The organism is Streptomyces sp. NPDC107500, assembly GCF_055582785.1.
Genome location: NZ_JBVJPF010000003.1, coordinates 962,070 through 982,994, shown reverse-complemented (window position 1 = coordinate 982,994; position 20,925 = coordinate 962,070). Strand labels below are relative to the sequence as shown.

The following is a 20,925-nucleotide window of genomic DNA, read 5'->3' as shown; positions in this document are numbered from 1 at the left end:
AAGCGTCTCCCCAAAGGCACTTGATCTGGAGCGCGCTCCAGATCTGAGGATGGAGGGCATGGACCTCGACACCACTGCCCCCCAGGTCGTCCTCGGAACGATGGACTTCGGCACCCGCGTCGGCCCGGACGAAGCCTTCGCGATCCTCGACTCCTTCGTCGACGGAGGCGGCGTCTGGCTCGACACCGCGAACTGCTACTCCTTCTGGGCCGATTCGAGTGGCGTCGGCGGTGCGAGCGAGCGGGTCATCGGCTCGTGGCTTCGATCCCGGCCCGGCGCGCGCGACGCGGTGCGCATCGCGACGAAGGTCCGGCAGAATCCGCTCGTACCGCACGCCTGGCCCCAGAGCGCCGAAGGGCTTTCCGCCTCCGCCGTACGAACGGGTGTCGAGGAGAGCCTGGGGCGTCTCGGAGTCGATCACGTCGATCTCCTCTGGGCGCACGCCGAGGACCGCACTGTGCCACTGGAGGCGACCGTCGGCGCCTTCGGCGACCTGGTCACGAAGGGAACGGCTCTGCGCGTCGGGGCGGCCAATCACGCTGCCTGGCGCGTCGAGCGCGCCCGGTCACTCTCCCGGGAACAGGGCGTGGAACCGTGGACGGCCCTGCAATTGCGCCACTCGCTTGTCCAGCCGCGCCCACTCACTCCGCTCGCGGAGGGCGGGCATCGCCTGCTCACCGAGGAGGACCTGGACTTCGCGCGGTCGGAGGGGCTGACCATGTGGTCGTACAGCTCGCTGATGTGGGGTTCCTACGTGCGCGCGGACAAGCCGCTTCCACAGACCTATGATCACCCCGGTACCACCAGGGTGCTTTCGGTTCTGGACGAGGTGGCCGGCGAGCTGGCGGCCACGAGGAACCAGGTCGTCCTCGCATGGCTGATGCGCCGGGGGATCGATCCCATCGTCGGTGCGAGCCGGGTGGAGCAGATCGAGGAGGCACTCGCCGCACGTCGTGTGCGGCTGAGCGACGAGCACCTGGCGCGCTTCGCCGAAGCGCGGTAGCCACGGTCGGACAAGGAGCCCTGTGACCGCCCCCCTCACCCCGGCAGCAGCGGCCGACCGCACCGGCGTCTCCCTCGACACCCTGCGCTACTACGAGCGCGAAGGGCTGATCGGGCCGATCCGGCGCTCCCCCGGTGGGCGCAGGGAGTACACCGAGGACGACGTCTTCTGGATCGGCCTTGTCACGTGCTTCCGGGACGCCGGCCTCGGCATCGCGGACCTGCGGGAATTCGTCACCATCCTGCGCGCCGAGCATTCCGCGCAGGACCGGGTCACCTTCCTCCGTGAGCGCCGGGCCGGCCTGGAGCAGCGAGTGGCGGCGTTGCGCCGGGCCATGGACGTCCTCGACGACAAGATCGCCTACTACAGCTGAGAGGGCGGTTCGTGAGTCCGGTCGGGGAGAGACGAAGCCCGAGGACCTCGCTCAAGCCACGAAACCCCAGCTCAGGAAGTCCTGCCACGCGTGCGGGGATTGGGGGTGGGAGGGCGCTGACCTGGGGCTTCGCATCACCGCGCCGCCGTACCTGAACTCGGCCCGGGCTCGTACGATCCGCACCGGCCAAGGCCGCCGGCGGAGCCGAGCGCTGCCGCCGGTCGCGGTCACCCTGCCCTGGCCAAGCCGGATGGCGAGCCGAAGACCTTCCACCTTCTCTTCGTCGACTTCCTGACGCCAATACGCAGAAGGCAGGCGAAGGCCGAGTCCGTTCAGGTCTCTTCGGCACCGCGGGAACTGAGCGCGTATCCCGTCCGACTGCTCTGAGGAGGTGGGGAGGTGGCATGGAAGGGCTGGATGTCCGGCTGTCGGGCGTCGTGTGCCGGCACGGCAGGGTCGAGGCCGTGCGCGACGTCGACCTCGACGTCGCGCCGGGGCAGCGTGTCGCTCTGACCGGTACCAACGGGTCGGGCAAGACCACGTTGGTGCGCGCCGTCCTGGGGCTGCACCGGCATTTCGCCGGCCGGATCCTGGTGGGCGGGCGGGCCACCAGGAGCGCCGCCGAGTGGGCATGGCGGAGACGGGCGTGCGCGTGGATCCCGCAGAAGCCGGCGGCCGGACGCTTCCCCCTGCTGGGCCACGAGCTGCTGACCAGCGGGGGTTCCCGCGCCGAGGCGCTGGAGGCGGCCGACAAGCTGAGGGTCGGTCACCTCGTGGACCGGCCCCTGCACACACTGTCCGGTGGCCAGCTCCAGCGCATGTACCTGGCGCGGGCGGTCGGCTGTGTGGCGGCCGGGGCGGGCGTGCTGCTCGCCGACGAGCCCACCGCCGCCCTCGACTTCTCGGGGCAGGAGGAGGCGGCCGACGTACTGCTGTCCCTGCCGGTGACCGTCGTGGTCGTCACGCACGACAGGGCTCTGGCCGAACGCTGTGACCGGGTGCTGGAGATGGCCGCGGGCCGGCTGCGGGAGGCCCGGTGAATGCCCTGGCCGCCGCCGATGTCGGGCAGCTCCTGCAACTCGTGCCGGTTCAGCGAGCCGGGATCGCCCTGCTGGTGGCCGCGGTCGGGCTGCCGGTGATCGGCGTGGTGATCGTGGGCCTCGACATCATGCCCGTGCGGTTCGCGATGATGCACGTGGCCCTCCTGGGCATCGCCGTGGGTCTGCTGACCGGGCTGGACCCCATGCTGTGCGCGCTGGTGGCCTGCGCGCTCGCCGGAGCCGGAGTCGCACCGCTGGCCCGCACTCCGGACGGTCTGTCCGGCGCGATGGGACTGCTGATGAGCCTGGCGATCGCCGCCGCCCTGTTGGTGCTCGCCGTCTCCGGCGTCAACGCGGCGGGCGCCTTCGCCCTGCTCTGGGGATCCATCCTCTCGGTCGGCACCGCCGACCTGTGGCTTCTCGTCGCGCTGGCCGTGGTCGTACCCGCCCTGTTCTGGTGGCGCCGCAGGGACATCGCCCTCCTCCTCTACGACCGTGAACTGGCCCTCTCCTCGGGTGTACGGGTCGATCGGCTCACGCTCGTGCTGCTGGTCCTGGTCGCGGTGTCCGTCGCCGGAGCCATCAAGCTCACCGGTGCTCTCCTCGTGGACGCGCTGACCCTCCTTCCGGCCCTCGCCGCCCGGCGGCTCGGCCGTTCCCTGCTGTCCATCACCGCCTGGGCGATCGGCATCGGGGTGGTCGTGAACCTGACCGGGTTCCTGATCGCACTCCGTTTCGACTGGCCTCCCGGCCCCGTCCTCGTTCTGACCGCCGGCGTGGTCGTCCTCGCCGTCCACCTCGTACCCGAACGGAGAATCAGCTCATGGCGCGCACCAGCGTCCGCATCACTCCCCTCCTCGCACTGAGCTTCAGCGCGGCCCTCCTGCTGACGGCCACCGGCTGCGGTGGCGACAGCGATACGTCGGCCACCTCGTCCTCCTCGTCCGGCGCGGAGGGTGACGCGGCCGGTAAGGACAGCCCGGTCGTGGTCGCCACGACGAGCTGGGAAGGCGCGTTCGCCAAGGCGGCGGGTGCCGAGGACGTCACGGTCATCGTGCCGGAGTCGGTGCAGCACGCCCCCGACTACGACCCGAAGCCCTCCGATCTCGCGGCCGTGGCGGACGCGGACTTCGTGCTCTACGCGCCCTTCGAGCCGTACGCCGAGAAGTTCAAGGAGGCCGCCGGGGGCGACGCCGAACTCGTCGAGGTCAATCTCGACAACGACGCGGACAAGGCGAAGGCGGAGGTGACGCGGCTGGGCAAGATGTTCGGCACCGAGGCCACCGCCGCCGAGTGGATCACCTCGTTCGACACCGAGTACGGCAAGTTGCAGAAGGAACTCAAGAGCGCCTGGCCGGACGGCAAGGCACCCACCGCCGTCGCCCAGGTCTTCGCCGCCTGGTCGGCGAAACTGGCGGGGGCGGAGGTGGTCGGGACGTACGGGCCGGAGGCGGTGACGGCCAAGCAGTTGTCCGACCTCTCCAAGGAGAAGCCGCAACTCGTCCTCGACAACGTGCACATGGCGACCGGCACCGTGCTGCCCGACTCGGGCGCACGCCAGGTGGGAATCGTCAACTATCCGGACCGGAAACTGGACCTGCTGACCGTGTACAAGAATGCGGCGACGACGCTGGAGAAGGCGATGAAGGCCTCCTGAGTGGCGACGTGTTGTCGAGCGCACGTCCGGTGACGGGCGGCTGACCGCGCGTCGCCCGTCGAAAGGGCCGCCTCGGGGACTTCCCTGGGCGGCCCTCCGGCGTCCCGCGGTTCAGCCGGCCGGGGCCAGGGGCTGTCGGCGTTCCGTCTCGGACGCACACCGTTCCCGCAGCCCAGCTCGGTCCGGCTTGCCGGCAGGTGTCAGGGGCAGCTCGCTCAGCACGAGCAGATGCTCGGGGTGCTTGCGTCGTTCAAGACCACGCGCGTCCAGGTGGGCGCACAGGTCTTCCAGCGTGGGCGCCGCCTCCTCCTTGGGCACGACGCAGGCCGCGAGACGCTCACCCATCAGCGGGTCGGGCACGCCGACGCACACGACGTCCCGGACCGCCGGGTGCGCGGCCAGCCCGATCTCGACTTCGGCGGGGCTGATGTTCGCCCCACCGCGGATCACCACGTCTTTCAGCCGTCCGACGACCCGCAGCGTGCCGTCCTCGTCGATGAGGCCGAGGTCTCCGGTGCGTACCCAGCCGTCCTCGGTGCGGTATCGGGTGTCGAGGTCGGGGGCGGCGACGTAGCACAGCGGTGTCATCGGGCCGCGGGCGACGATCTCACCGACGTTGCCCCCGCTGACTTCCCGCAGCTCACGGGTGCCGGGGACGGCGATTCGGATGTCGGCGACCCGGGGGTCGGGTTGTCCGGCGGCGATGCCGGGGCGCCCGTCGCCGTCGGGGGAGTGGGATGCCAGCCCCGTGTGGCAGTTGACGCCGTCGGCGGAGCCGTAGAGGTTGACGACCGGGCAGCCGAAGGCCAGGCGGGCCTCGGCCGCCGTGACCTCGTCCAGGGGTGAGCCGCCGACGACCACGGCCGTCGGCGGAGCGAACTTCCGGTGTCCGCCCTCCGCGATCCGGTCCAACATCATGCGGATCATGGTCGGCACGCCCAGGACATGGGTCGGCTCGTGCTCGGCGATCGCCTCGAGCGCGGCGTCTGGGGTGAAGTGGTCGAGCAGGACCAGCGTTCCACCGTGCCGGGCGAGGGTCACCGGAGTGCCGTTGCTGCCGAACGCGGAGGCGAGTGGCACCAGGAAGAGGCAGCGCGGCGGGCGTCCGTCCGGGATGAGGGAGCCGAGGAAGTTGCCCCGGCCGCCGGCCAGGGCGTTGTGCGAGTAGGCCACCATCTTCGGCTCGGACTCCGACCCGGAGGACACGAGGATGCGGGCGGCGGTGTCGGGGTCCGGACGGGCCGGCGTGAACGTCCTCGGGTCGGTGCGCAGCAGAGCCGACAGGGGGACCGCTCCCTCCGGTGCGGTGCCCGCCGTCCCCGCGGCTACCACCGTACGCAGCGCGGGCAGCTCACCCGTCAGCGCCAGCAGGTCGTCCGCGTGCCGGTTGCCCCGGTGTTCGGCTGCCGCGATCACCGCGACCGCCTCCGATCTGCGCAGCAGCGAGGCGGCCTCGCGCCCGCCCCGCCCGACGGGGAAGGGCAGCGCCACCGCGCCCAGGGCGGCCAGTGCCAGATCCGCGACGACGGCGTCGCGGCCGTTGGGTATCTGGACACCGACGACATCACCGGCGCGTATCCCGAGGCCGGAGAGTCCGGCGGCCAGACATCGGGCTCTGCGGTCCAGCGCGGTGTAGCAGAGCTTGCCCTTGGCGTCGAGGACTGCCGTGCGGTGGGGGTCGGCGATCTGACGGGCGCGGTAGAGGCTGTAGAGGTCCAGGTCGGGGCAGGTTCCCTCGACGGCCCAGGTGCGGCGCAGGTTGGCGGGCAGCAGGTCGTGCAGAGCGACGGTCATGCGAACCTCCAGGGGGCGGGGACGGCGGGGGAGCCGTGGGCGTCACGGCTGATCGGTCCGGAGGAGAGCAGTTCGGCGAGGTCGGTGACGACCGGAACGGCTGTGATGCCGCGCTCGTGCAGTCGACTCACAGCCTCGGCCGTGGACAGGTGCCGCGCGTCGTGCGGAAGGGCTGCGTGGTCGGGCAGGGCGATCCAGCCGTCGGTGGTGGGCACGGGCCTGCGGAAGCCGGCCGGCTGCCGTGGGGCGAGGCCCTGGGCCGCACGGCTTCGCGCCGGTGCGGTGAGTACGTCTGCCGCTCCGAGCAGGGACGAGTCCACCCGCACACCGGCTCCCGTGCGCCGGCGCAGCAGCAGCCCCGCGAGGACGGCTTCGGCTCCGAGGAGCCCTCCGAGTACGTCGAGCAGAGTCATCAGCGACGGTACTGGCGGCTCGTCCGCGGCCCGTACCGCCTCACCCACCCCGGTGCGGGCCTGCACCATGAAGTCGGTGCCCATCGGCGCTCCGGGGAGCCGGTCGGCCCAGCCGCTGGTGTAGGCGTAGACGAGCGCGGGGTTGTCGGCGGACAGGTCCGCGTGGTCCAGGCCGAGGGCGGCGGCCTTGCCCGGAGCCCAGTTGTGGAGGAAGACGTCCGCTTCCGCCGCCATCGCGCGCAACCGCCTCCGGTCCGTGGCGGACTTGATGTCCACCTCAAGGGCCTTCTTGCCCCGGTTGAGCGCCAGCCAGCGGGCCGAGACGCCCGAGCAGGTCGGTGGCATACCGCGCAGCGGATCGCCGCCCGGCGGCTCGATCCGCACCACTTCGGCGCCGAGCAGCCCCAGCAGATGCGCCGTCAGCGGTGCCTGGATGCGGCGCCCGGCTTCCAGGACGGTCAGTCCGGCCAGCGGGGCGTCGGTGTCCGGTGGTGCGCCGGAGTCCGAGTACGACGCGTCGTGCGCCGTCAGTTTCCAGGGCGGGGCGCCGTCGTACTCGGCGGCCCGCTCGCTGAGCGAGTGCAGAGCACATACCTCGGCACCGGAGGTCCGGGCGGCTTCCCGGACGCGCTCCCAGCCGTGGCTCCCGGCCGCGACGTGCAGTTCCCGCGGGAAGGGTGCGCAGGCCGTGGCGTACCGGAACTGGAAGGGGCGCCAGCCGCGCCGTATGGCGTCCGCGGGTGCGCCGAGGGCCCGCCAGAAAGCGGCCCACGCGCCCGGGTCCAGGGTCTCCAGCTCGAAGACGATGCCTTCGGCGGAGGTGAACGGAGGACCGCCGGGGGCGGTCTCCGCCGCCTCGGCCTCTTCCGCTCCGGCCGCGGCGAGGTACTGCGAGACGGCGAGCAGTCCGGCCCGTTCGGCGCTCACCTCGGTCAGCGCCACGTGGGAGCCGCGCGCCTGGGCGAGGAGCCCGGCCAGCAGGCCCTGCACGGTCAGCACGCCGGCGGCGGTGGCGGCGTAGTCGGCGGCGAGCCCGCGTGGCGTCCCGTCCCGGCGTCCGTGCACCCCCATGATGCCGGTCACCGCCTGCGTCGTCGCCTCGTCGACGGCTCGGTCGCCCCACGTCGTGTGGGCGGTGACGCCGCTGAACTCCGCGCCGGCGAGTGTCGCGCGTTCGCCGGAGCGTCCGGTCTCCGCCGCGCCGAGCAGCCGTAGGTGCTCCGCGACGAGTCCGCCCGCCGGGCCCGGCGGGCCCGAGGCTTCCAGACGGAGTCCGTCGAGGGGCCGGGACGGCTGCGCGGTGGGCGGTGTGGCCTGTGGTGCCATGCCTCTCCTTTCCTGACGCGCGGGAACCCGGGGGTGATCACCCCCGACCGGTTCCACGAACAGACAGTCGGATCGGCGGGAGCCGAAGTTCCCTGGAAGGTGGGGGAGACGTGCTGGACGAGACACTCGGTGACCCGCAGTGCCCTTCGGACGTACGGGAGTTGAGAGAGCGGGTCGCGGACTTCGTCCGCAGCCGGGTCGTGCCCTGTGAACGGCTTCTGGACGGTGGTGGTCCGGACGCGGCCCGGACGCTGCACCGACTGCGTCAGGAGGCCAAGGACCGCGGCCTGTGGGCGCTGCCTCTCCCCGTCGAGCTGGGCGGTCGGGGGCTTGGACTGCGGTCCTATGCCCATGTCGCGGAGGCGGAGGGCGCCAGTGACCACGGGCCGGCGGCCCTCGGGTCGGCCTCCCTGCTGGACGCGCTCATGCTGTGGCGACACGGCAGTCCACGCGTCCGCGAGCGTTACCTTGCGCCGCTGGTCGCCGGAGAGCTGCGGGCCAGTTACGCGATGACGGAGCCGGAGGTCCCGGGCACCGATCCGTTCCTCACCGACACCCGTGCCGTCGAGACCGAGGCCGAGACCGAGGCCGAGGGCGGCTGGCGGGTGACGGGAGGCAAGTGGTTCGTCAGCGGGGGCGACGCCGCCGACCTCGTCACCGTCCTCGCGCGCACGGACGGGCAACCTCCACAACGCGAGGGCCTGTCCCTCCTGTTGGTCCCGGCCGGCTCTCCCGGCTTCCGGGTGGTGCGCGAGCTGCCCGTGCTCGGCGCTGCCGGACAGGTGGAGATCGCACTCGACGGAGTCGCGGTGGACGCCGACCACCTGATCGGCGATCGCGGCAAGGCCCTCGCCGTCGCCGCCGAACGGCTCCAGCTCGGCCGGACCCTGCGCTGCCTGCGCTGGCTCGGTCAGGCCGCCCGCGCCTTCGATCTCATGCGGGAACGCGCCGTCACCCGCTCCCGCTCCCGCGGCCCCCTCGGCGACCTGCAACTCGTCCAGCGCCACGTCTTCGAGTCACTGCTCGCCCTGCGGACGACCCGGCCGTTGGTCCACGAGGCCGTGGCGCGGCTGGACGCGGGCGCCGACGCCCACGTGGAAGTGGGGCTGGCCAAGGTCGCCGCCGCTCGTACGCTCCAACTGGTGGCCGACGCGGCGATACAGGTTCACGGCGCGGCCGGTCTCGGACCGGACACCGCGCTGCCCGCCCTGTTCCGTACGGGACGCGCGGCCCGCATCCTCGACGGACCCGACGAACTGCACATCACCTCCGTGGCCCGGCGTGTGCTGCGCGCGGAGCAGGTCTAACCGGTGTGCCCGTCCATCCGGCCGGTGAGTTCCGCGAGAGCGTAGGCCAGGAAGAAGTCGCCCCAGATCAGCTCGTGCCGCACGGCGTTTCCGGAACCGAGGTCGTAACAGCCGTCCAGGAGGCGGCCGTCGGCGGTCAGGTGCCGCTGGACCAGCGTTTCCAGGATGCCTGCGGCTCGGTCCCGATGGTCCAGACGCAGCAGCGCGAGCGCGGTGATGGCGGCGGCTGAGGTGTCGAGGGGGCCGGCGGGGCGGGCGTCGTCGGCGAGGGGCACGGAACAGGCCGGCGTCAACGCGTCGGCGAGACCGGCAAGCGCGTCGTCGCCCAGTAGAGGGGCGCCTTCGGCAAGGCCGAGCAGCAGCCACGCCGGACCACGGCTCCAGCCCGGTGCCGGGTCGGCACAGGAGGCCCAGCCGGATGCCTCGGTGTGCAGCCAGGACCAGGACGACGACCGGGAGCCCAGACACAGGCCGAGGTGGCGGCGCAGATGCGAGGCGGCGGCCTCCGCGTCCACCGTGGCCAGCAGAGGCACCATGCCGGGGACGCCGTCCACGCGGGCCATCCGCCGTGGTCCGCCGAACGCCGACCCCCACGGCACGAGGCCCAGCTCCGGGTCGAAGGCGTCCCGGCAGGCCCGAGCGGCCCGGTCCCGGATCGGAGCCCCGTCGTCGGCGAAGAGGGTGCCGTACCAGAAGATCAGGCCCCGGGTGGAGGTGTCCGCCTCGACCCAGGGGGCCAGTCGGGCGGTGCACGCCTGTGCGGCCTCCCGGTCGGCGCCGGCGCCGGTGTGCCGGGCGAGCAGCCACAGCAGTCCGGCCCAGAAACCGCCGGTCCAGGAGCCACGCGCGGTGGTCTTCCACCCGCCGGAGCCGGGGTCCGCGTAGAGGGGGAAGCGTTCGCCGACTTCGGTGCGGGTGGCGGCGACCCTGGCGAGGACGGAGTCGAGCGCCGAGGCGGCCCACTCGGGCGCGGCCTGCGGCCCCGTGCGGTTGGCCCATCGTTCCTCGGGGGGCCGGGCGGTCCCCTCCGCGTGCGCCCTCACCGACGCACGCCCGACCGGCGTTCCCGCACGGCCCACAGCAGTGCCACCAGCCCGGCCCCCGTGAACTCGGCCGCCACGAGGAGCCAACCACCCGCGTACCGGCCCGCCTCGGCCAGCACCCCGAACAGCGGTGGACCGATCGCGAACCCGGCGAAGAAACCGGCGGAGACCAGCGCGGAGTCCTGCCCGGCCCGGCCCGGCGCCGCGCGCTGCATGACGAGCACCATCGACACCGCGTTCGCCGCCACCGCGAACACCCCGACGGCCAGGGCCGCCGCCCACACCAGCGGGCCGGCGGATGCCGAGCCCACCAGGAGCAGGGCCGCCGCCACCGCTCCGACGGCGAGCGAACCCGGCAGCCAGACCGCCCGTCCAGGCTGCCCGGCCACCTTCGACCAGCCCAGCCTCCCCACGATCCCGGAGACGCCGAGCACGGCCACCAGCGCCCCCGCCGCCGTGGGACCCAGCCCCAGACGCTCGGTGCCGTACAGCGACAGGTAGGTGTTGACCGAGGCGATACCGCAGCCGAGCAGGAGCGAGAACACCATCAGCCACGCGATCATCCCCCGCGGGACCCACACCGTCGGGGTGGACTTCGCGGGAGGGTCGGCGGGCAACGCGCGTGCCGCCCACACGGCGGCCGCCACCGCCGCACCCGCAGCGGTCCACACGGCGCCCCGCCATCCGGTGAGGCCGGCCAGCGCCGCGAGCGGCAACCCCGCCGCGAACGCTCCCAGTTGTACTCCCGACTGCTTCATGCCGGTCACCGAACCGCGCCGGGCAGGCGGAACGGCGGCGAGGATCGCCTTGTTCGTGGCCGGGTTGGCCAGCGCCTGCGGCACACCACCGAGCGCGACGGCGGCCAGCAGGAACCCGGAGCCTGGAGCCGTCCCGATCAGTGCCAGCGCGACGGCGGCCACGGCAAGGAGGGCCACAAGGCAGCGTCGAGGCCCCACCCGGTCCACCACCCGTCCGCCGACCGGGGAGAGCACGGCCGCCGTGGTGAACCCGACGGTGGTCGTCAGCCCGAGCACCGTCGGTGATACGCCGAGGTCCGCGACGAGTCGCGGGCCGAGGGCCCCGAGCAGGAACAGCTGCATCATCGAGAAGGCCATGGCGCACGTCAGCAGCGTGGTCAGCGCCCCCGTCGCTCCTTCGGGTGCTCCCTCGGCCGCCGGACCTGCCCCGCCTCGACCGACTTGCCCCGCCCGTCCCGTCGTCACAGACGCACCTCCTTGGAGGAGGCAGTCGAAAGCAACCTCGCCCGGGTTCCCACGATGTGACGTGACGTGAATCACCGCGAGCCGTTGAGTGGTGGACTGGCGAACTTTTCGTACTGCCTCAGGACGGGGTGCCGAAAATGCAAGGATGAGCCGCCATGGGTGCTGGGTGGTGTCTCCGCACAACACGGGCCGCGGTGTTCGCGGCCGTCTGCGTGCTGCTCGCCGCCCTGGGGCACGTCATGATGTCCGGCCTCTCCGTCCCCTGGTGGGCTCTCGCGGTCGGGGTGGTGACGTGCGGTGGGACGGGATGGTGTCTGGCCCGCCGGGAACGCGGGATGCTTCTCGTCGCTTTCATCGTGGTGGTCGCCCAGTCGGCACTGCACGAGTGGTTCTCCTACGCCCAGGCGCTGTCCGCGCCTTCCCTGTCCCTGGGCGGTGCGGCTGATGACGTGTTCCCCATGCTCTCCCCGGCCTCCACGGGGCACACCGGTCATGCCACGCACTCCATGACCCGAGGCGGGCCCGCCATGGAGTCGGCGGACGGCATGGACCCCATGACGGGAGCCGACCACATGATGGGCGGTGGGATGGGCGCCGGCATGCTCGCCGCTCACTTGCTGGCCGCCCTGCTGAGCGGCCTGTGGCTCGCTCACGGCGAACGGGCGGCCTTCCGCATTCTGCGGGCCGTCACCGGATGGCTGGCCGCCCCACTGCGACTGCTCCTCGCCCTTCCCGCGACGCCACGCCGACCGCGCCTCCTCCGGCGCCGCGGTCGCACGGACCGTCGCCCACACCGGCTGCTTCTGGTGTACGCGATCACCTCCAGGGGCCCACCGACGGGAACCGCTGTCCGCTGAGACAGCCGGCTCCCCGACACCGTCCTGGGCCACACCCCCGGACGGCTTCGGGCACCGGGAGTACGCCGCGATCCAGGCGTACTCCCGCCATCCCCTGCCCTTACCGGACCCGGGTGTGCCTCATGGCCGCCCGGTCCGGTCTCCGGATGTCCGCGTGCCGGCCCTCCGGACCCTCGAGAAGGACACCAGGTGATCAGTCCAACTCTTTCTGCCGCACGTGCCAGGACCCAGCAGCCGCCCAGAGCACCTGAAGAAGGGACGTCTCCCGACGAGCTGATAACGACCTGGGCGCTGAGCGCCCGCGGTGGTGATCCGGAAGCTGTCGAGAGGTTCGTCCGCGCTCTCCAACGAGACGTCCGGCGCTTCGTCGGGTATCTCAGTGCCGACCCGCAGACCGCCGACGACCTGGCGCAGGACACCTTCCTGCGGGCACTGGGCAGCCTGCACCGCTTCGAGGGCCGATCCTCCGCCCGTGTCTGGATGCTGTCCATCGCACGCCGGGCGGTGATCGACAGCTACCGGTACGCGTCCGCCCGGCCGCGTCTCGCCGACACCGACGACTGGCAGGCCGCCGCCGAGCGAGCCCAGGAGCGCGGACTGCCCGGCTTCGACGACGGTGTCGCGTTGTCCGAGCTGTTGGACGCGCTGCCCGCCGAGCGCCGGGAGGCGTTCGTCCTCACCCAGCTTCTCGGTCTCCCCTACGCGGAGGCGGCCGAGCTCAGCGGGTGCCCGGTCGGTACGGTCCGGTCACGAGTCGCTCGGGCCCGTGCCGCGCTGCTGGAGTTGCTGCACGAGGCGGAACGCGCCGACCCGTGGAGGACTCCGGCCTGACGGGCCGGGCGGACTCGGTTCCTGCCGCGGGCCGGGCGGGTCGCCTCCCCGGTGACGGCGCTCGTCCACCGAGTGCCAGGATGGGGCGCCATGTCAGTCGGTGGGTTTCTGCGAGTGCTGCGGGCCGCGGTGTTCGCGGCCGTCTGCGTGGTGCTCGCCGCCCTCGGACACGTGGTGATGTCGGGGGAGGGGCTGCCCTGGTGGGTGCTCCTCTCCGGCGCCTCGGTGGTCGGTGCCGTCGGTTGGGCCTTCGGGGCCCGTGAGCGGCGCCGCCGTACGGTGGCCGGTCTGACGGTCGCCGCGCAGACCGTCCTGCACGTCGCCTTCACGCTCGCACAGTCCGGCGACCGGCCGGTTGCGGCGCCCGGGACGACGCAGTCCCTTCGACAGTGGGCCGACCACTTCCTGTGCGGTGCGGCCCCGACGCCGGCGCAGGCCGCCCGGGCTTATGACATCGCCGTGGCGGCGGGGCTGCACCACGCGGATCACGTGACGGCTCACGGTGCCCACGGCGTGGCCCCGGCGGGACATGACATGCAGGCGATGACCGGCATGGGTGGCATGCACGGCATGACGCACATGGCCGGCACGTCCTCGTGGGGCATGCTGGCCGCCCACGTGCTGGCCGCGGTCCTGTGCGGACTCTGGCTGGCCCAGGGCGAGAGCGCGGCCTTCAAGCTGGTCCGCGCCTGTGCCGACCGCGCGTTCGTGCCGTTGCGGCTGGTGCTGGCCGTACTCTGCCCGCCTCCCGCTCTGCCCTCCTTCCGGCCGGCTCCCCGGTCGAGGGGGCGACTGCGGCAACTCCTGCTCGTCCACTTCCTCGCCACCCGGGGGCCTCCCGGGGAGACCGCTGTCGTCTGACAGCCGGATCACCGCCACCGCCCTGCGTGCGGAGGCGGTCTCCCGTCCGCCCTCTCACGCGGCCGGGTCTCCCCAGCACCCGTGCGACGGCTCACGGCGCCCGCGCCGATTCCGGCCGGTGCGCGCGGGATTCAGGAAGGACCACAGGACCATGACACCTGCCCTGCCCACCGTGACCGACGAGACGGTCACCGCATGGGCCCTCGCCGCCGCCGACGGCGACAGTGAAGCGGTCGACCGCTTCGTGCGGGCACTGCAACGCGACGTGCGCCGCTTCGTCTCGTACCTCGCCGACGACGCGCAGGCGGCGGACGACCTGACCCAGGACACGTTCCTGCGCGCCCTGACGGCACTCCCCCGGTTCGAGGGGCGTTCCTCGGCGCGCGTCTGGCTGCTGTCGATCGCCCGCCGGACCGTCATCGACAGCCTGCGCCGTGCCGCATGCCGACCTCGCACCGCGTGGACCGACGACTGGCAGGTCGCGGTCGAACGCGCCCAGCCGGCCGGGCTGCCCGGCTTCGACGAGGGCATCGCCCTCATGGAGCTGGTCGATGCCCTCCCCGGTGACCGCCGTGAGGCGTTCGTGCTGACCCAACTCCTCGGCCTGCCGTACGCCGAGGTCGCCGAAGTGAGCCGGTGCCCGGTCGGCACGGTGCGTTCCCGGGTGTCCCGGGCCCGGGCCGCCCTGGTCGAGTGGGCGGCGGAGGAGTCCGCCGCCCGCCACTCGGTGGAACCCGCCGCGGCCTGACGGGACAGCAGGCCTCCCGGACCGATGTCCGCTGCCCTGTGGCAGCGGACATCGCGGGCCGTCAGGTCTCGACGCCATCCAGTGATGGACATCACGCTCACCCCTGGGGAACTGGAACACCAACGACCCCGACTGGTGTACCGGCGCCCCTCGTTCCAGCGGCAGCCGTAGGACGTGCGACGCGATCGGGAGAATCGACAGATGGCGCAGACACGGCAATTCGCCTCAGGCGCACCAACTGGCCTCTTGCGCCGATTACTGCCCCCTCCCGCGCTGTGCGGGTTCCTCGTGCTGCTGGTCCTGGTGTTCGCCGCCTCCTACGCCGTTGGCCGAAGTGTCGGCCCCGTCGCCCCCGGGATGCACGGTCCCGGCATCACCCAGGACGGTCGTGAGGGCGGCGGCACGGACGCGGAGGACGACGACATGGGCGGCATGAACCACGGGAGCGGACACTGATGGTCGGTGAACCGGCATCCGTGCAGGAGGTGACCGACCTCACGGTCGGCGGCATGACCTGCGCGGCCTGCGTGAAGCGGGTGGAGAAGAAGCTGGCCAGGCTGGACGGCGTCACCGCCAGCGTGAACCTGGCCACCGGACGGGCCCGCGTGCACCATCCCCCCGAAGTACTTCCGGAGCAGCTCGTCACCGCCGTGGAGCAGGCCGGCTACACCGCCGCGCTGCCCGAGCCGCCCGAAGAGCGGCGCCGCGAGGATGACGCCGCGGAGGCGGAGGCCGGGCAGGAACGCAATCGGCTCACGGTCACCGTCCTGCTGGCCGTCCCCGTGCTGGTGCTGTCGATGGTGCCCGCCTGGCAGTTCCGCAACTGGCAGTGGCTGTGTTTCGTGCTCGCCGCGCCCGTCGTGGTCTGGGGCGCATGGCCCTTCCACCAGCGGGCGGCGCGGGCCCTGCGGCACTCGGCGTCGACCATGGACACCCTGGTCTCGCTGGGCACCGTGGCCTCTTTCTCCTGGTCCTTCTACGCCCTGTTCTTCGGCGGAGCGGGCGATCCGGGCATGCGGATGCCCTTCAGCCTGGTGCCGACCGCCTCGGACGGCGTCGCCCACATCTACCTGGAAGCCGCTGTCGGCGTCCCCCTGTTCGTCCTGGCGGGCCGGTACCTGGAGGCGCGGGCCCGACAGGGCACCGGAGCCGCCTTGCGTTCACTGGCGGAGCTGGCCGCCAAGGAGGTCGCCGTACGCGACGACACGGGTGAGCGTCTCGTCGCCATCGAGGAACTCCGGGTGGGACAGATCTTCGTCGTCCGGCCCGGGGAACGCGTGGCCACCGACGGCACTGTCGCCGAAGGCAGTTCGGCCGTCGACCTCTCCCTGGTCACCGGAGAGAGCGAGCCGGCCGAGGTCGGTCCCGGCGCTGCCGTGATCGGCGGTTCCGTGAACGTCGGCGGTCTGCTGGCAGTGCGGGCCACCGCGGTCGGGGCCGACACCCAGCTGGCCCGCATCACCCACCTGGTGACCGAGGCCCAAGCCGGCAAGGCGCGGGCACAGCGCCTCGCCGACAAGGTCGCCGGGGTCTTCGTACCGGTCGTGCTGACCCTGGCCGCAACGGTCCTGGGCTTCTGGCTCGGCGCGGGGGCCGACCCGCAGGCCGCGATCACCGCCTCCGTGGCCGTCCTGGTCGTCGCCTGTCCCTGCGCCCTCGGCCTCGCCACCCCGACCGCCCTGATGGCCGCCACCGGCCGTGGCGCTCAACTGGGCGTTCTGGTCAGCGGCCCGCAGGCCCTGGAAGGACTCCAGCACATCGACGCCGTGGTGCTCGACAAGACCGGGACCCTCACCTCCGGGCACATGAGCGTCGCCCGGGTCACAGCCGCGCCCCGGGGCATCGGCGAGGAACAGGCGATCAGGCTCGCGGCCGCGGTGGAGCGCGGCTCCGAACACCCACTGGGACAAGCCATCACGGCCCACGCCCGGCGCGCCGCCCCGGCTGGGACGCTGCCCGACGTGACCGGCTTCGCCGCTCTGCCGGGGCGCGGCGTGCGCGGCAACGTCGAGGGACGGCGCGTGGAGGTCCTGGCACCGGACGACGACCTGCCGGCCCCGCTGGCCGAGGCGCTGGCCGCCGCCGAGACGGCCGCTCGCACCCCCGTCATGGTCCGCGTCGACGGAGTGACCGAGGCGGTCATCGAGGTCGGAGACGTACTGCGACCGGGCAGCTACCGGGCCGTGGACCGGCTGCGCCGCCTGGGCGTACGTCCGGTGCTGGCCACCGGAGACAGCGAGGCGCCTTCCCGCGCCGTCTCCACGGCCCTGCGCATCGATGACGTCCACATTCGCTGCACCCCGGAGGACAAGGCCAGACTCGTCCGGGAGTTGCAGGCAGAGGGCTGTCGGGTCGCCGTTGTCGGCGACGGCGTCAACGATGCCGCGGCGCTGGCCGGAGCCGACCTGGGCATCGCCATGGGCACCGGCACCGACGTGGCGATCGGAGCCGCCGACGTCACTCTCGTGCGCGGAGACATCGACGCTCTCGCGGACGCCGTCCGCCTGTCCCGCAGCACGCTGGCGACGATCCGCGTCAACCTGCTGTGGGCCTTCGGCTACAACGTCGTGACCGTGCCCCTTGCGATGGTCGGACTGCTCAACCCGATGCTGGCGGCCGTCGCCATGTCCGCCAGCTCACTCCTCGTGGTGGGCAACAGCCTGCGGCTGCGCGCCTGGCAGCCGTCACCGGCCCGCAGCAACGGACCGGCCGCGTCGCAGGCCAGGGCGGAGACCTCGGGATGACACTTTCCACCTGGGCACCCACCCGGCGTCGACTCGTGGACACCGCCCTGGCCGCCCTGGCGCCGGTCTGCGCCTGCGTACTGGCCCTGGGCGGTCTGGCCGTCTGGACCGCTACGGGCAACGCCGGCACGCCCGCCCGCATCGCTGTCGCTGACGCGCGACTCTTCCTCCCCTCCCAGGGAGTGCCGGAGACGGCGGCGTTCTTCCGGATCAGCAACACCGGTGGCGCTCGGGACCGTCTGCTGGAGGTGACCTCGTCCGACGTCTCCGAGGGCATCTCCCTCAGCAGCCACCGGATGACCGCCGGCGGAGCGGCCTACCGACAGCCGGCCGACTCCCTGCCGGTTCCCGCGGGCGGCACCCTCGACATGACGCCGCTCAGCAACGACGTGACCGTCCCGGCCACGGCGGGCTGGGAGATCGGCGACCTGGTGCCCTTCACGCTCCGCTTCGAGCACAGCGGGCGAGTGGAGGTCCTGGCGGTGGTCGTCCGGCCCGTGTCCGAGTGACCACGACGCGCGCGAGGGCACCTTGGGGCGCACGCCTCAATGTGCCCCGGCCACCTGACGGCCCCGCCCCGGCACGCAAAAGGGCGAGGCCCGAATGCCCCGCCCGTCCTCATGAAATCCCAGCTCAGGGCCACACCAGACAGTACGGCTGATGCCCCGCCTCATGCAGCCGGTGGCTGAAGTCCTGCCACTCGTGCAGCAACTGGTACACGTTGAACGCGTCCCGCGGCCCGCCCCGGTCGGGGACCGTCGACCAGATGAAGGCCGCCGCGCCGACCGCTTCCTCGCCGATGCCGCGCAGGGGGTCGACGACGGTCATCGGGAGTTTCACCACCGCGTAGTCGGGGTGGAGGACGACCAGTTCCAGCGGGGGGACCTTGTGCAGGGGCACGCCCTCGATGCCGGTGAGGACCATGGCGGCCATGGTCTCCGGCTTGATCTTGGTGAACATGCCGTTCATCCCGAGCTCGTCGCCGCCGAGTTCCTCGGGGCGCATCGAGATCGGGACGCGGGCCGCGGTCGCGCCGTCGGGCGCGCCGAAGTACTTGTAGGTCACCCCCACCCGACCACCATTCCTGCTCTCCGCCCCCGGCCGGCCGGCGTGCCGTGCGTCCCGGTCGGGCTCGCTCGGTGTGCCGTGTGTCTGACGTGCTTCGGACGCTTCCTCCGCCTCGCGTCGGTGCCTTCCCCGCCGGGCACGTCGAGGACCCAGGTCGTCGGTCCCCTCGCCCAGTCCGCCACCGCGATGCATATCTCCACCCGACTGCTTTTCTAGGACGCGTGGCCCCCGCCGCGCAACCCGATCATCGTGTCAGTGACCTCCCCCACGGCCGCTCGCCGAAACGTGCGGTGAAACATCTGTCCGTCACGAGTCCGCAGGACGGTCGGCAGCCGCGCCCGCGCCGCCTCATTGAGCTGCGTGGACGGGCTCCAGTCTGGCAGACGGCACGGCGATCGGGGCGGTTGTCTACCCTTGTCAAGGTCACCCTGGGCAACCAGGGGCCGGGCCGGGGGCCGATCAGGGTCCGCGCATGGCCCGGGCGGGGGCCACGCAGAGTCCGATACGTCGGAGAAGGTCGAGAAGGTCGGAGAAGTCGCAGGTCATGAGCGAACTGGCATATCCATACGAAGCACCGGCCTCGCAGGCTCTGTTCGACCGCGCGGCGGCCGTCACGCCGGGCGGCGTGAACTCCCCGGTGCGCGCCTTCCGCGCGGTCGGCGGCACGCCGCGGTTCATGGTGTCCGGCACCGGGCCGTACCTGACCGACGCGGACGGGCGCGAGTACGTCGACCTCGTCTGCTCCTGGGGCCCGATGATCCTCGGGCACGCCCACCCCGAGGTGATCGCCGCCGTGCAGGAGGCGGTCGCGCGCGGGACGTCGTTCGGCACGCCCGCCGAGGGTGAGGTCGCCCTCGCCGAGGCGATGGTCGAGCGGGTCGCGCCGCTGGAGGAGGTGCGGCTGGTCTCCAGCGGGACGGAGGCGACCATGTCGGCCATCCGGCTCGCCCGCGGGTTCACGCGGCGCACCAAGGTGATCAAGTTCGCCGGGTGCTACCACGGCCACGTCGACTCGCTGCTGGCCGCCGCCGGCTCCGGCGTCGCCACCTTCGCGCTCCCCGACACCCCCGGCGTCACCGGCGCCCAGGCGAGCGACACGATCGTGCTGCCGTACAACGACCTTGAGGCCGTGCACGCCGCCTTCGCCGCGCACCCCGGCGAGATCGCCTGCGTGATCACCGAGGCGTCCCCCGGCAACATGGGCGTCGTGCCGCCGCTGCCCGGGTTCAACCAGGGACTGAAGGACGCCTGCGCCGCGAACGGCGCGCTGTTCGTGTCCGACGAGGTCATGACCGGGTTCCGGACCAGCCGCGCGGGCTGGTACGGCGTGGAGGGGGTCGTCCCCGACCTCATGACCTTCGGGAAGGTCATGGGCGGTGGGTTCCCCGCCGCTGCCTTCGGCGGGCGCGCCGACGTCATGGCGCACCTCGCCCCGGCCGGCCCCGTCTACCAGGCCGGCACCCTCTCCGGAAACCCCGTCGCCACCGCCGCCGGCCTCGCCCAGCTGCGGCTCCTCGACGACGCGGCGTACGAGACGGTCGACGCCGTGTCGCGGCAGATCCAGGGGCTCGTCACCGAGGCGCTGAGCAAGGAAGGCGTCGCGCACACGCTGCAGAACGCCTCCAACATGTTCTCCGTGTTCTTCACCGACCGGCCGGTCACCAACTACGAGGACGCCAAGGCGCAGGAGTCCTTCCGGTTCACCGCGTTCTTCCACTCGCTCCTCGCGAACGGCGTCTACCTGCCGCCGTCCTCCTTCGAGTCCTGGTTCGTCTCCACCGCCCACGACGAGCGGGCCGTCCAGCGCATCGCCGACGCCCTCCCGGCGGCGGCCCGCGCGGCCGCGGAGGCGACGGCATGAGCAACGACGACAAGGCGGAGCTGACCGTCGTCCACGTGATGCGGCACGGCGAGGTCGAGAACCCCACCGGCGTCCTCTACGGCCGCCTGCCCGGCTACCACCTCTCCGAGCTGGGCCGCCGCATGGCCGACCGCGTCGCCGAGCACCTCGCCCCGCGCGACGTGACCTACGTCGTGGCCTCCCCGCTGGAGCGGGCGCAGGAGACGGCGACGCCGATCGCCAAGTCGCACGGGGTCGACCTGGACACCGACGCGCGGCTCATCGAGGCGGGCAACGTCTTCCAGGGCAAGACCTTCGGCATCGGCGACGGCGCCCTGCGCCGGCCCGGCAACTGGAAGCACGTGGTCAACCCGTTCCGCCCGTCCTGGGGTGAGCCGTACGTCGACCAGGTGGTCCGGATGAAGGGCGCGCTGGACGCGGCCCGCGACAAGGCCCGCGGCCACGAGGCCGTGATCGTCAGCCACCAGCTGCCGATCTGGATCCTGCGCTCGTACGTCGAGCGGCGGCGGCTGTGGCACGACCCGCGGAAGCGGCAGTGCACGCTGGCGTCCCTGACGACGTTCACGTACCGCGGCGACCGGATCGTCTCCGTCGGCTACACCGAGCCCGCCCGCGACCTCGTCCCCGCCCACCTCCTCGCGGGCGCCAAGCCGGTGAAGGGGCAGGGCAAGGCGTACGGCGCCTGACCCGGCGGTACGGCCCGGGGCGGTGTGACGCCCGTTACCGAATCCGCACACGTTTTCGCGAACCCACCCGTTCGTCGCGTCCTCTCACAG

At 72.6% G+C, this 20,925-nt stretch carries 20 protein-coding genes; 15 read left to right on the top strand and 5 right to left on the bottom strand.

The genetic code is table 11. The features are described 5' to 3' along the window. Nucleotides 1–58: 58 nt before the first annotated feature. The 5 genes from ACZ67M_RS16185 to ACZ67M_RS16165 all read left to right on the top strand — a co-directional run bounded on the left by ACZ67M_RS16185 (nucleotide 59) and on the right by ACZ67M_RS16165 (nucleotide 4,073). Nucleotides 59–1,003: an aldo/keto reductase gene (locus ACZ67M_RS16185; RefSeq protein WP_469851288.1), complete on the top strand. Its 945-nt coding sequence runs from the start codon at nucleotides 59–61 to the stop codon at nucleotides 1,001–1,003. 22 nt (nucleotides 1,004–1,025) lie between these two features. Further along, the gene (locus tag ACZ67M_RS16180; protein ID WP_361353398.1) at nucleotides 1,026–1,376 is read left to right on the top strand and encodes a MerR family transcriptional regulator; all 351 of its coding nucleotides are present in this window, start codon (nucleotides 1,026–1,028) and stop codon (nucleotides 1,374–1,376) included. A 404-nt stretch (nucleotides 1,377–1,780) separates the two neighbouring features. Then, the gene (locus ACZ67M_RS16175) at nucleotides 1,781–2,416 is read left to right on the top strand and encodes a metal ABC transporter ATP-binding protein (protein ID WP_469851287.1); all 636 of its coding nucleotides are present in this window, start codon (nucleotides 1,781–1,783) and stop codon (nucleotides 2,414–2,416) included. Beyond that, a complete protein-coding gene (locus ACZ67M_RS16170; protein WP_469851286.1) occupies nucleotides 2,413–3,282 on the top strand; it encodes a metal ABC transporter permease in 870 nt (289 codons plus the stop codon). Before ACZ67M_RS16175 ends, ACZ67M_RS16170 begins: the two co-directional genes overlap by 4 nt. After that, nucleotides 3,240–4,073, top strand: a complete 834-nt coding sequence (locus ACZ67M_RS16165) for a metal ABC transporter solute-binding protein, Zn/Mn family (protein ID WP_453441150.1) — start codon at nucleotides 3,240–3,242, stop codon at nucleotides 4,071–4,073. The genes ACZ67M_RS16170 and ACZ67M_RS16165 overlap by 43 nt, the downstream gene beginning before the upstream one ends. Nucleotides 4,074–4,184: 111 nt before the next feature. On the opposite strand, the gene ACZ67M_RS16160 is transcribed toward ACZ67M_RS16165, so the two are convergent. After that, on the bottom strand, nucleotides 4,185–5,867 hold the full coding sequence (locus tag ACZ67M_RS16160; RefSeq protein ID WP_469851284.1) for a class I adenylate-forming enzyme family protein: 1,683 nt from the start codon (nucleotides 5,865–5,867) through the stop codon (nucleotides 4,185–4,187). Then, nucleotides 5,864–7,606: a CoA transferase gene (locus ACZ67M_RS16155; RefSeq protein ID WP_469851283.1), complete on the bottom strand. Its 1,743-nt coding sequence runs from the start codon at nucleotides 7,604–7,606 to the stop codon at nucleotides 5,864–5,866. Before ACZ67M_RS16155 ends, ACZ67M_RS16160 begins: the two co-directional genes overlap by 4 nt. 110 nt (nucleotides 7,607–7,716) lie before the next feature. Here ACZ67M_RS16155 and ACZ67M_RS16150 point away from each other — a divergent pair, with 110 nt between their 5' ends. Further along, nucleotides 7,717–8,913: an acyl-CoA dehydrogenase family protein gene (locus ACZ67M_RS16150; protein ID WP_469851282.1), complete on the top strand. Its 1,197-nt coding sequence runs from the start codon at nucleotides 7,717–7,719 to the stop codon at nucleotides 8,911–8,913. Here the strand turns inward: ACZ67M_RS16150 and ACZ67M_RS16145 are convergent. Beyond that, nucleotides 8,910–9,956 (bottom strand): sugar ABC transporter permease, encoded by a 1,047-nt coding sequence (locus ACZ67M_RS16145; protein ID WP_469851281.1) that lies wholly within the window; start codon nucleotides 9,954–9,956, stop codon nucleotides 8,910–8,912. The two genes, ACZ67M_RS16150 and ACZ67M_RS16145, sit on opposite strands and share 4 nt — an antisense overlap. Then, nucleotides 9,953–11,071, bottom strand: coding sequence for an MFS transporter (locus ACZ67M_RS16140; RefSeq protein ID WP_469851279.1), 1,119 nt, complete (start codon nucleotides 11,069–11,071; stop codon nucleotides 9,953–9,955). The genes ACZ67M_RS16145 and ACZ67M_RS16140 overlap by 4 nt, the downstream gene beginning before the upstream one ends. Before the next feature lie 263 nt (nucleotides 11,072–11,334). Between ACZ67M_RS16140 and ACZ67M_RS16135 the strand changes: the two genes are divergently transcribed. From ACZ67M_RS16135 to ACZ67M_RS16105, 7 genes are all read left to right on the top strand, one after another. After that, nucleotides 11,335–12,036 (top strand): hypothetical protein, encoded by a 702-nt coding sequence (locus ACZ67M_RS16135; RefSeq protein WP_469851278.1) that lies wholly within the window; start codon nucleotides 11,335–11,337, stop codon nucleotides 12,034–12,036. A 189-nt stretch (nucleotides 12,037–12,225) separates the two neighbouring features. Next, complete coding sequence (locus tag ACZ67M_RS16130) at nucleotides 12,226–12,867, top strand: sigma-70 family RNA polymerase sigma factor (protein WP_469851276.1); 642 nt, start codon at nucleotides 12,226–12,228, stop codon at nucleotides 12,865–12,867. A gap of 90 nt (nucleotides 12,868–12,957) precedes the next feature. Beyond that, nucleotides 12,958–13,728 carry a hypothetical protein gene (locus ACZ67M_RS16125; RefSeq protein WP_469851274.1) on the top strand — a complete coding sequence of 257 codons (771 nt, stop codon included), beginning with the start codon at nucleotides 12,958–12,960 and terminating at the stop codon, nucleotides 13,726–13,728. Nucleotides 13,729–13,879: 151 nt separating this feature from the next. Continuing rightward, nucleotides 13,880–14,476 (top strand): sigma-70 family RNA polymerase sigma factor, encoded by a 597-nt coding sequence (locus ACZ67M_RS16120; protein WP_469851272.1) that lies wholly within the window; start codon nucleotides 13,880–13,882, stop codon nucleotides 14,474–14,476. 201 nt (nucleotides 14,477–14,677) lie between these two features. Continuing rightward, on the top strand, nucleotides 14,678–14,932 hold the full coding sequence (locus ACZ67M_RS16115) for a hypothetical protein (RefSeq protein WP_469851271.1): 255 nt from the start codon (nucleotides 14,678–14,680) through the stop codon (nucleotides 14,930–14,932). After that, nucleotides 14,932–17,220, top strand: coding sequence for a heavy metal translocating P-type ATPase (locus ACZ67M_RS16110; RefSeq protein ID WP_469851270.1), 2,289 nt, complete (start codon nucleotides 14,932–14,934; stop codon nucleotides 17,218–17,220). Before ACZ67M_RS16115 ends, ACZ67M_RS16110 begins: the two co-directional genes overlap by 1 nt. Continuing rightward, complete coding sequence (locus ACZ67M_RS16105; protein WP_469851268.1) at nucleotides 17,217–17,729, top strand: copper chaperone PCu(A)C; 513 nt, start codon at nucleotides 17,217–17,219, stop codon at nucleotides 17,727–17,729. Before ACZ67M_RS16110 ends, ACZ67M_RS16105 begins: the two co-directional genes overlap by 4 nt. A gap of 124 nt (nucleotides 17,730–17,853) precedes the next feature. On the opposite strand, the gene ACZ67M_RS16100 is transcribed toward ACZ67M_RS16105, so the two are convergent. Further along, a complete protein-coding gene (locus tag ACZ67M_RS16100; protein ID WP_185832335.1) occupies nucleotides 17,854–18,480 on the bottom strand; it encodes a hypothetical protein in 627 nt (208 codons plus the stop codon). 352 nt (nucleotides 18,481–18,832) lie between these two features. On the opposite strand from ACZ67M_RS16100, the gene hemL reads away from it, so the two are divergent. Both hemL and ACZ67M_RS16090 read left to right on the top strand, forming a co-directional pair. Beyond that, nucleotides 18,833–20,149 carry a glutamate-1-semialdehyde 2,1-aminomutase gene (hemL, locus tag ACZ67M_RS16095; protein WP_365637772.1) on the top strand — a complete coding sequence of 439 codons (1,317 nt, stop codon included), beginning with the start codon at nucleotides 18,833–18,835 and terminating at the stop codon, nucleotides 20,147–20,149. Beyond that, nucleotides 20,146–20,835 (top strand): histidine phosphatase family protein, encoded by a 690-nt coding sequence (locus ACZ67M_RS16090; RefSeq protein WP_122615593.1) that lies wholly within the window; start codon nucleotides 20,146–20,148, stop codon nucleotides 20,833–20,835. The genes hemL and ACZ67M_RS16090 overlap by 4 nt, the downstream gene beginning before the upstream one ends. Nucleotides 20,836–20,925 lie beyond the last annotated feature (90 nt).

Excerpts from the sequence above, each read along its gene's own strand:
- ACZ67M_RS16175 (WP_469851287.1), top strand. The coding sequence starts at position 1,781 with ATGGAAGGGCTGGATGTCCGGCTGTCGGGCGTCGTGTGCCGGCACGGC.
- ACZ67M_RS16100 (WP_185832335.1), bottom strand. The coding sequence starts at position 18,480 with ATGCATCGCGGTGGCGGACTGGGCGAGGGGACCGACGACCTGGGTCCT.
- ACZ67M_RS16110 (WP_469851270.1), top strand. The coding sequence starts at position 14,932 with ATGGTCGGTGAACCGGCATCCGTGCAGGAGGTGACCGACCTCACGGTC.
- ACZ67M_RS16120 (WP_469851272.1), top strand. The coding sequence starts at position 13,880 with ATGACACCTGCCCTGCCCACCGTGACCGACGAGACGGTCACCGCATGG.
- ACZ67M_RS16115 (WP_469851271.1), top strand. The coding sequence starts at position 14,678 with ATGGCGCAGACACGGCAATTCGCCTCAGGCGCACCAACTGGCCTCTTG.
- ACZ67M_RS16165 (WP_453441150.1), top strand. The coding sequence starts at position 3,240 with ATGGCGCGCACCAGCGTCCGCATCACTCCCCTCCTCGCACTGAGCTTC.
- ACZ67M_RS16090 (WP_122615593.1), top strand. The coding sequence starts at position 20,146 with ATGAGCAACGACGACAAGGCGGAGCTGACCGTCGTCCACGTGATGCGG.
- ACZ67M_RS16125 (WP_469851274.1), top strand. The coding sequence starts at position 12,958 with ATGTCAGTCGGTGGGTTTCTGCGAGTGCTGCGGGCCGCGGTGTTCGCG.
- ACZ67M_RS16105 (WP_469851268.1), top strand. The coding sequence starts at position 17,217 with ATGACACTTTCCACCTGGGCACCCACCCGGCGTCGACTCGTGGACACC.
- hemL (WP_365637772.1), top strand. The coding sequence starts at position 18,833 with ATGAGCGAACTGGCATATCCATACGAAGCACCGGCCTCGCAGGCTCTG.
- ACZ67M_RS16160 (WP_469851284.1), bottom strand. The coding sequence starts at position 5,867 with ATGACCGTCGCTCTGCACGACCTGCTGCCCGCCAACCTGCGCCGCACC.
- ACZ67M_RS16185 (WP_469851288.1), top strand. The coding sequence starts at position 59 with ATGGACCTCGACACCACTGCCCCCCAGGTCGTCCTCGGAACGATGGAC.
- ACZ67M_RS16155 (WP_469851283.1), bottom strand. The coding sequence starts at position 7,606 with ATGGCACCACAGGCCACACCGCCCACCGCGCAGCCGTCCCGGCCCCTC.
- ACZ67M_RS16135 (WP_469851278.1), top strand. The coding sequence starts at position 11,335 with ATGGGTGCTGGGTGGTGTCTCCGCACAACACGGGCCGCGGTGTTCGCG.
- ACZ67M_RS16140 (WP_469851279.1), bottom strand. The coding sequence starts at position 11,071 with ATGGCCTTCTCGATGATGCAGCTGTTCCTGCTCGGGGCCCTCGGCCCG.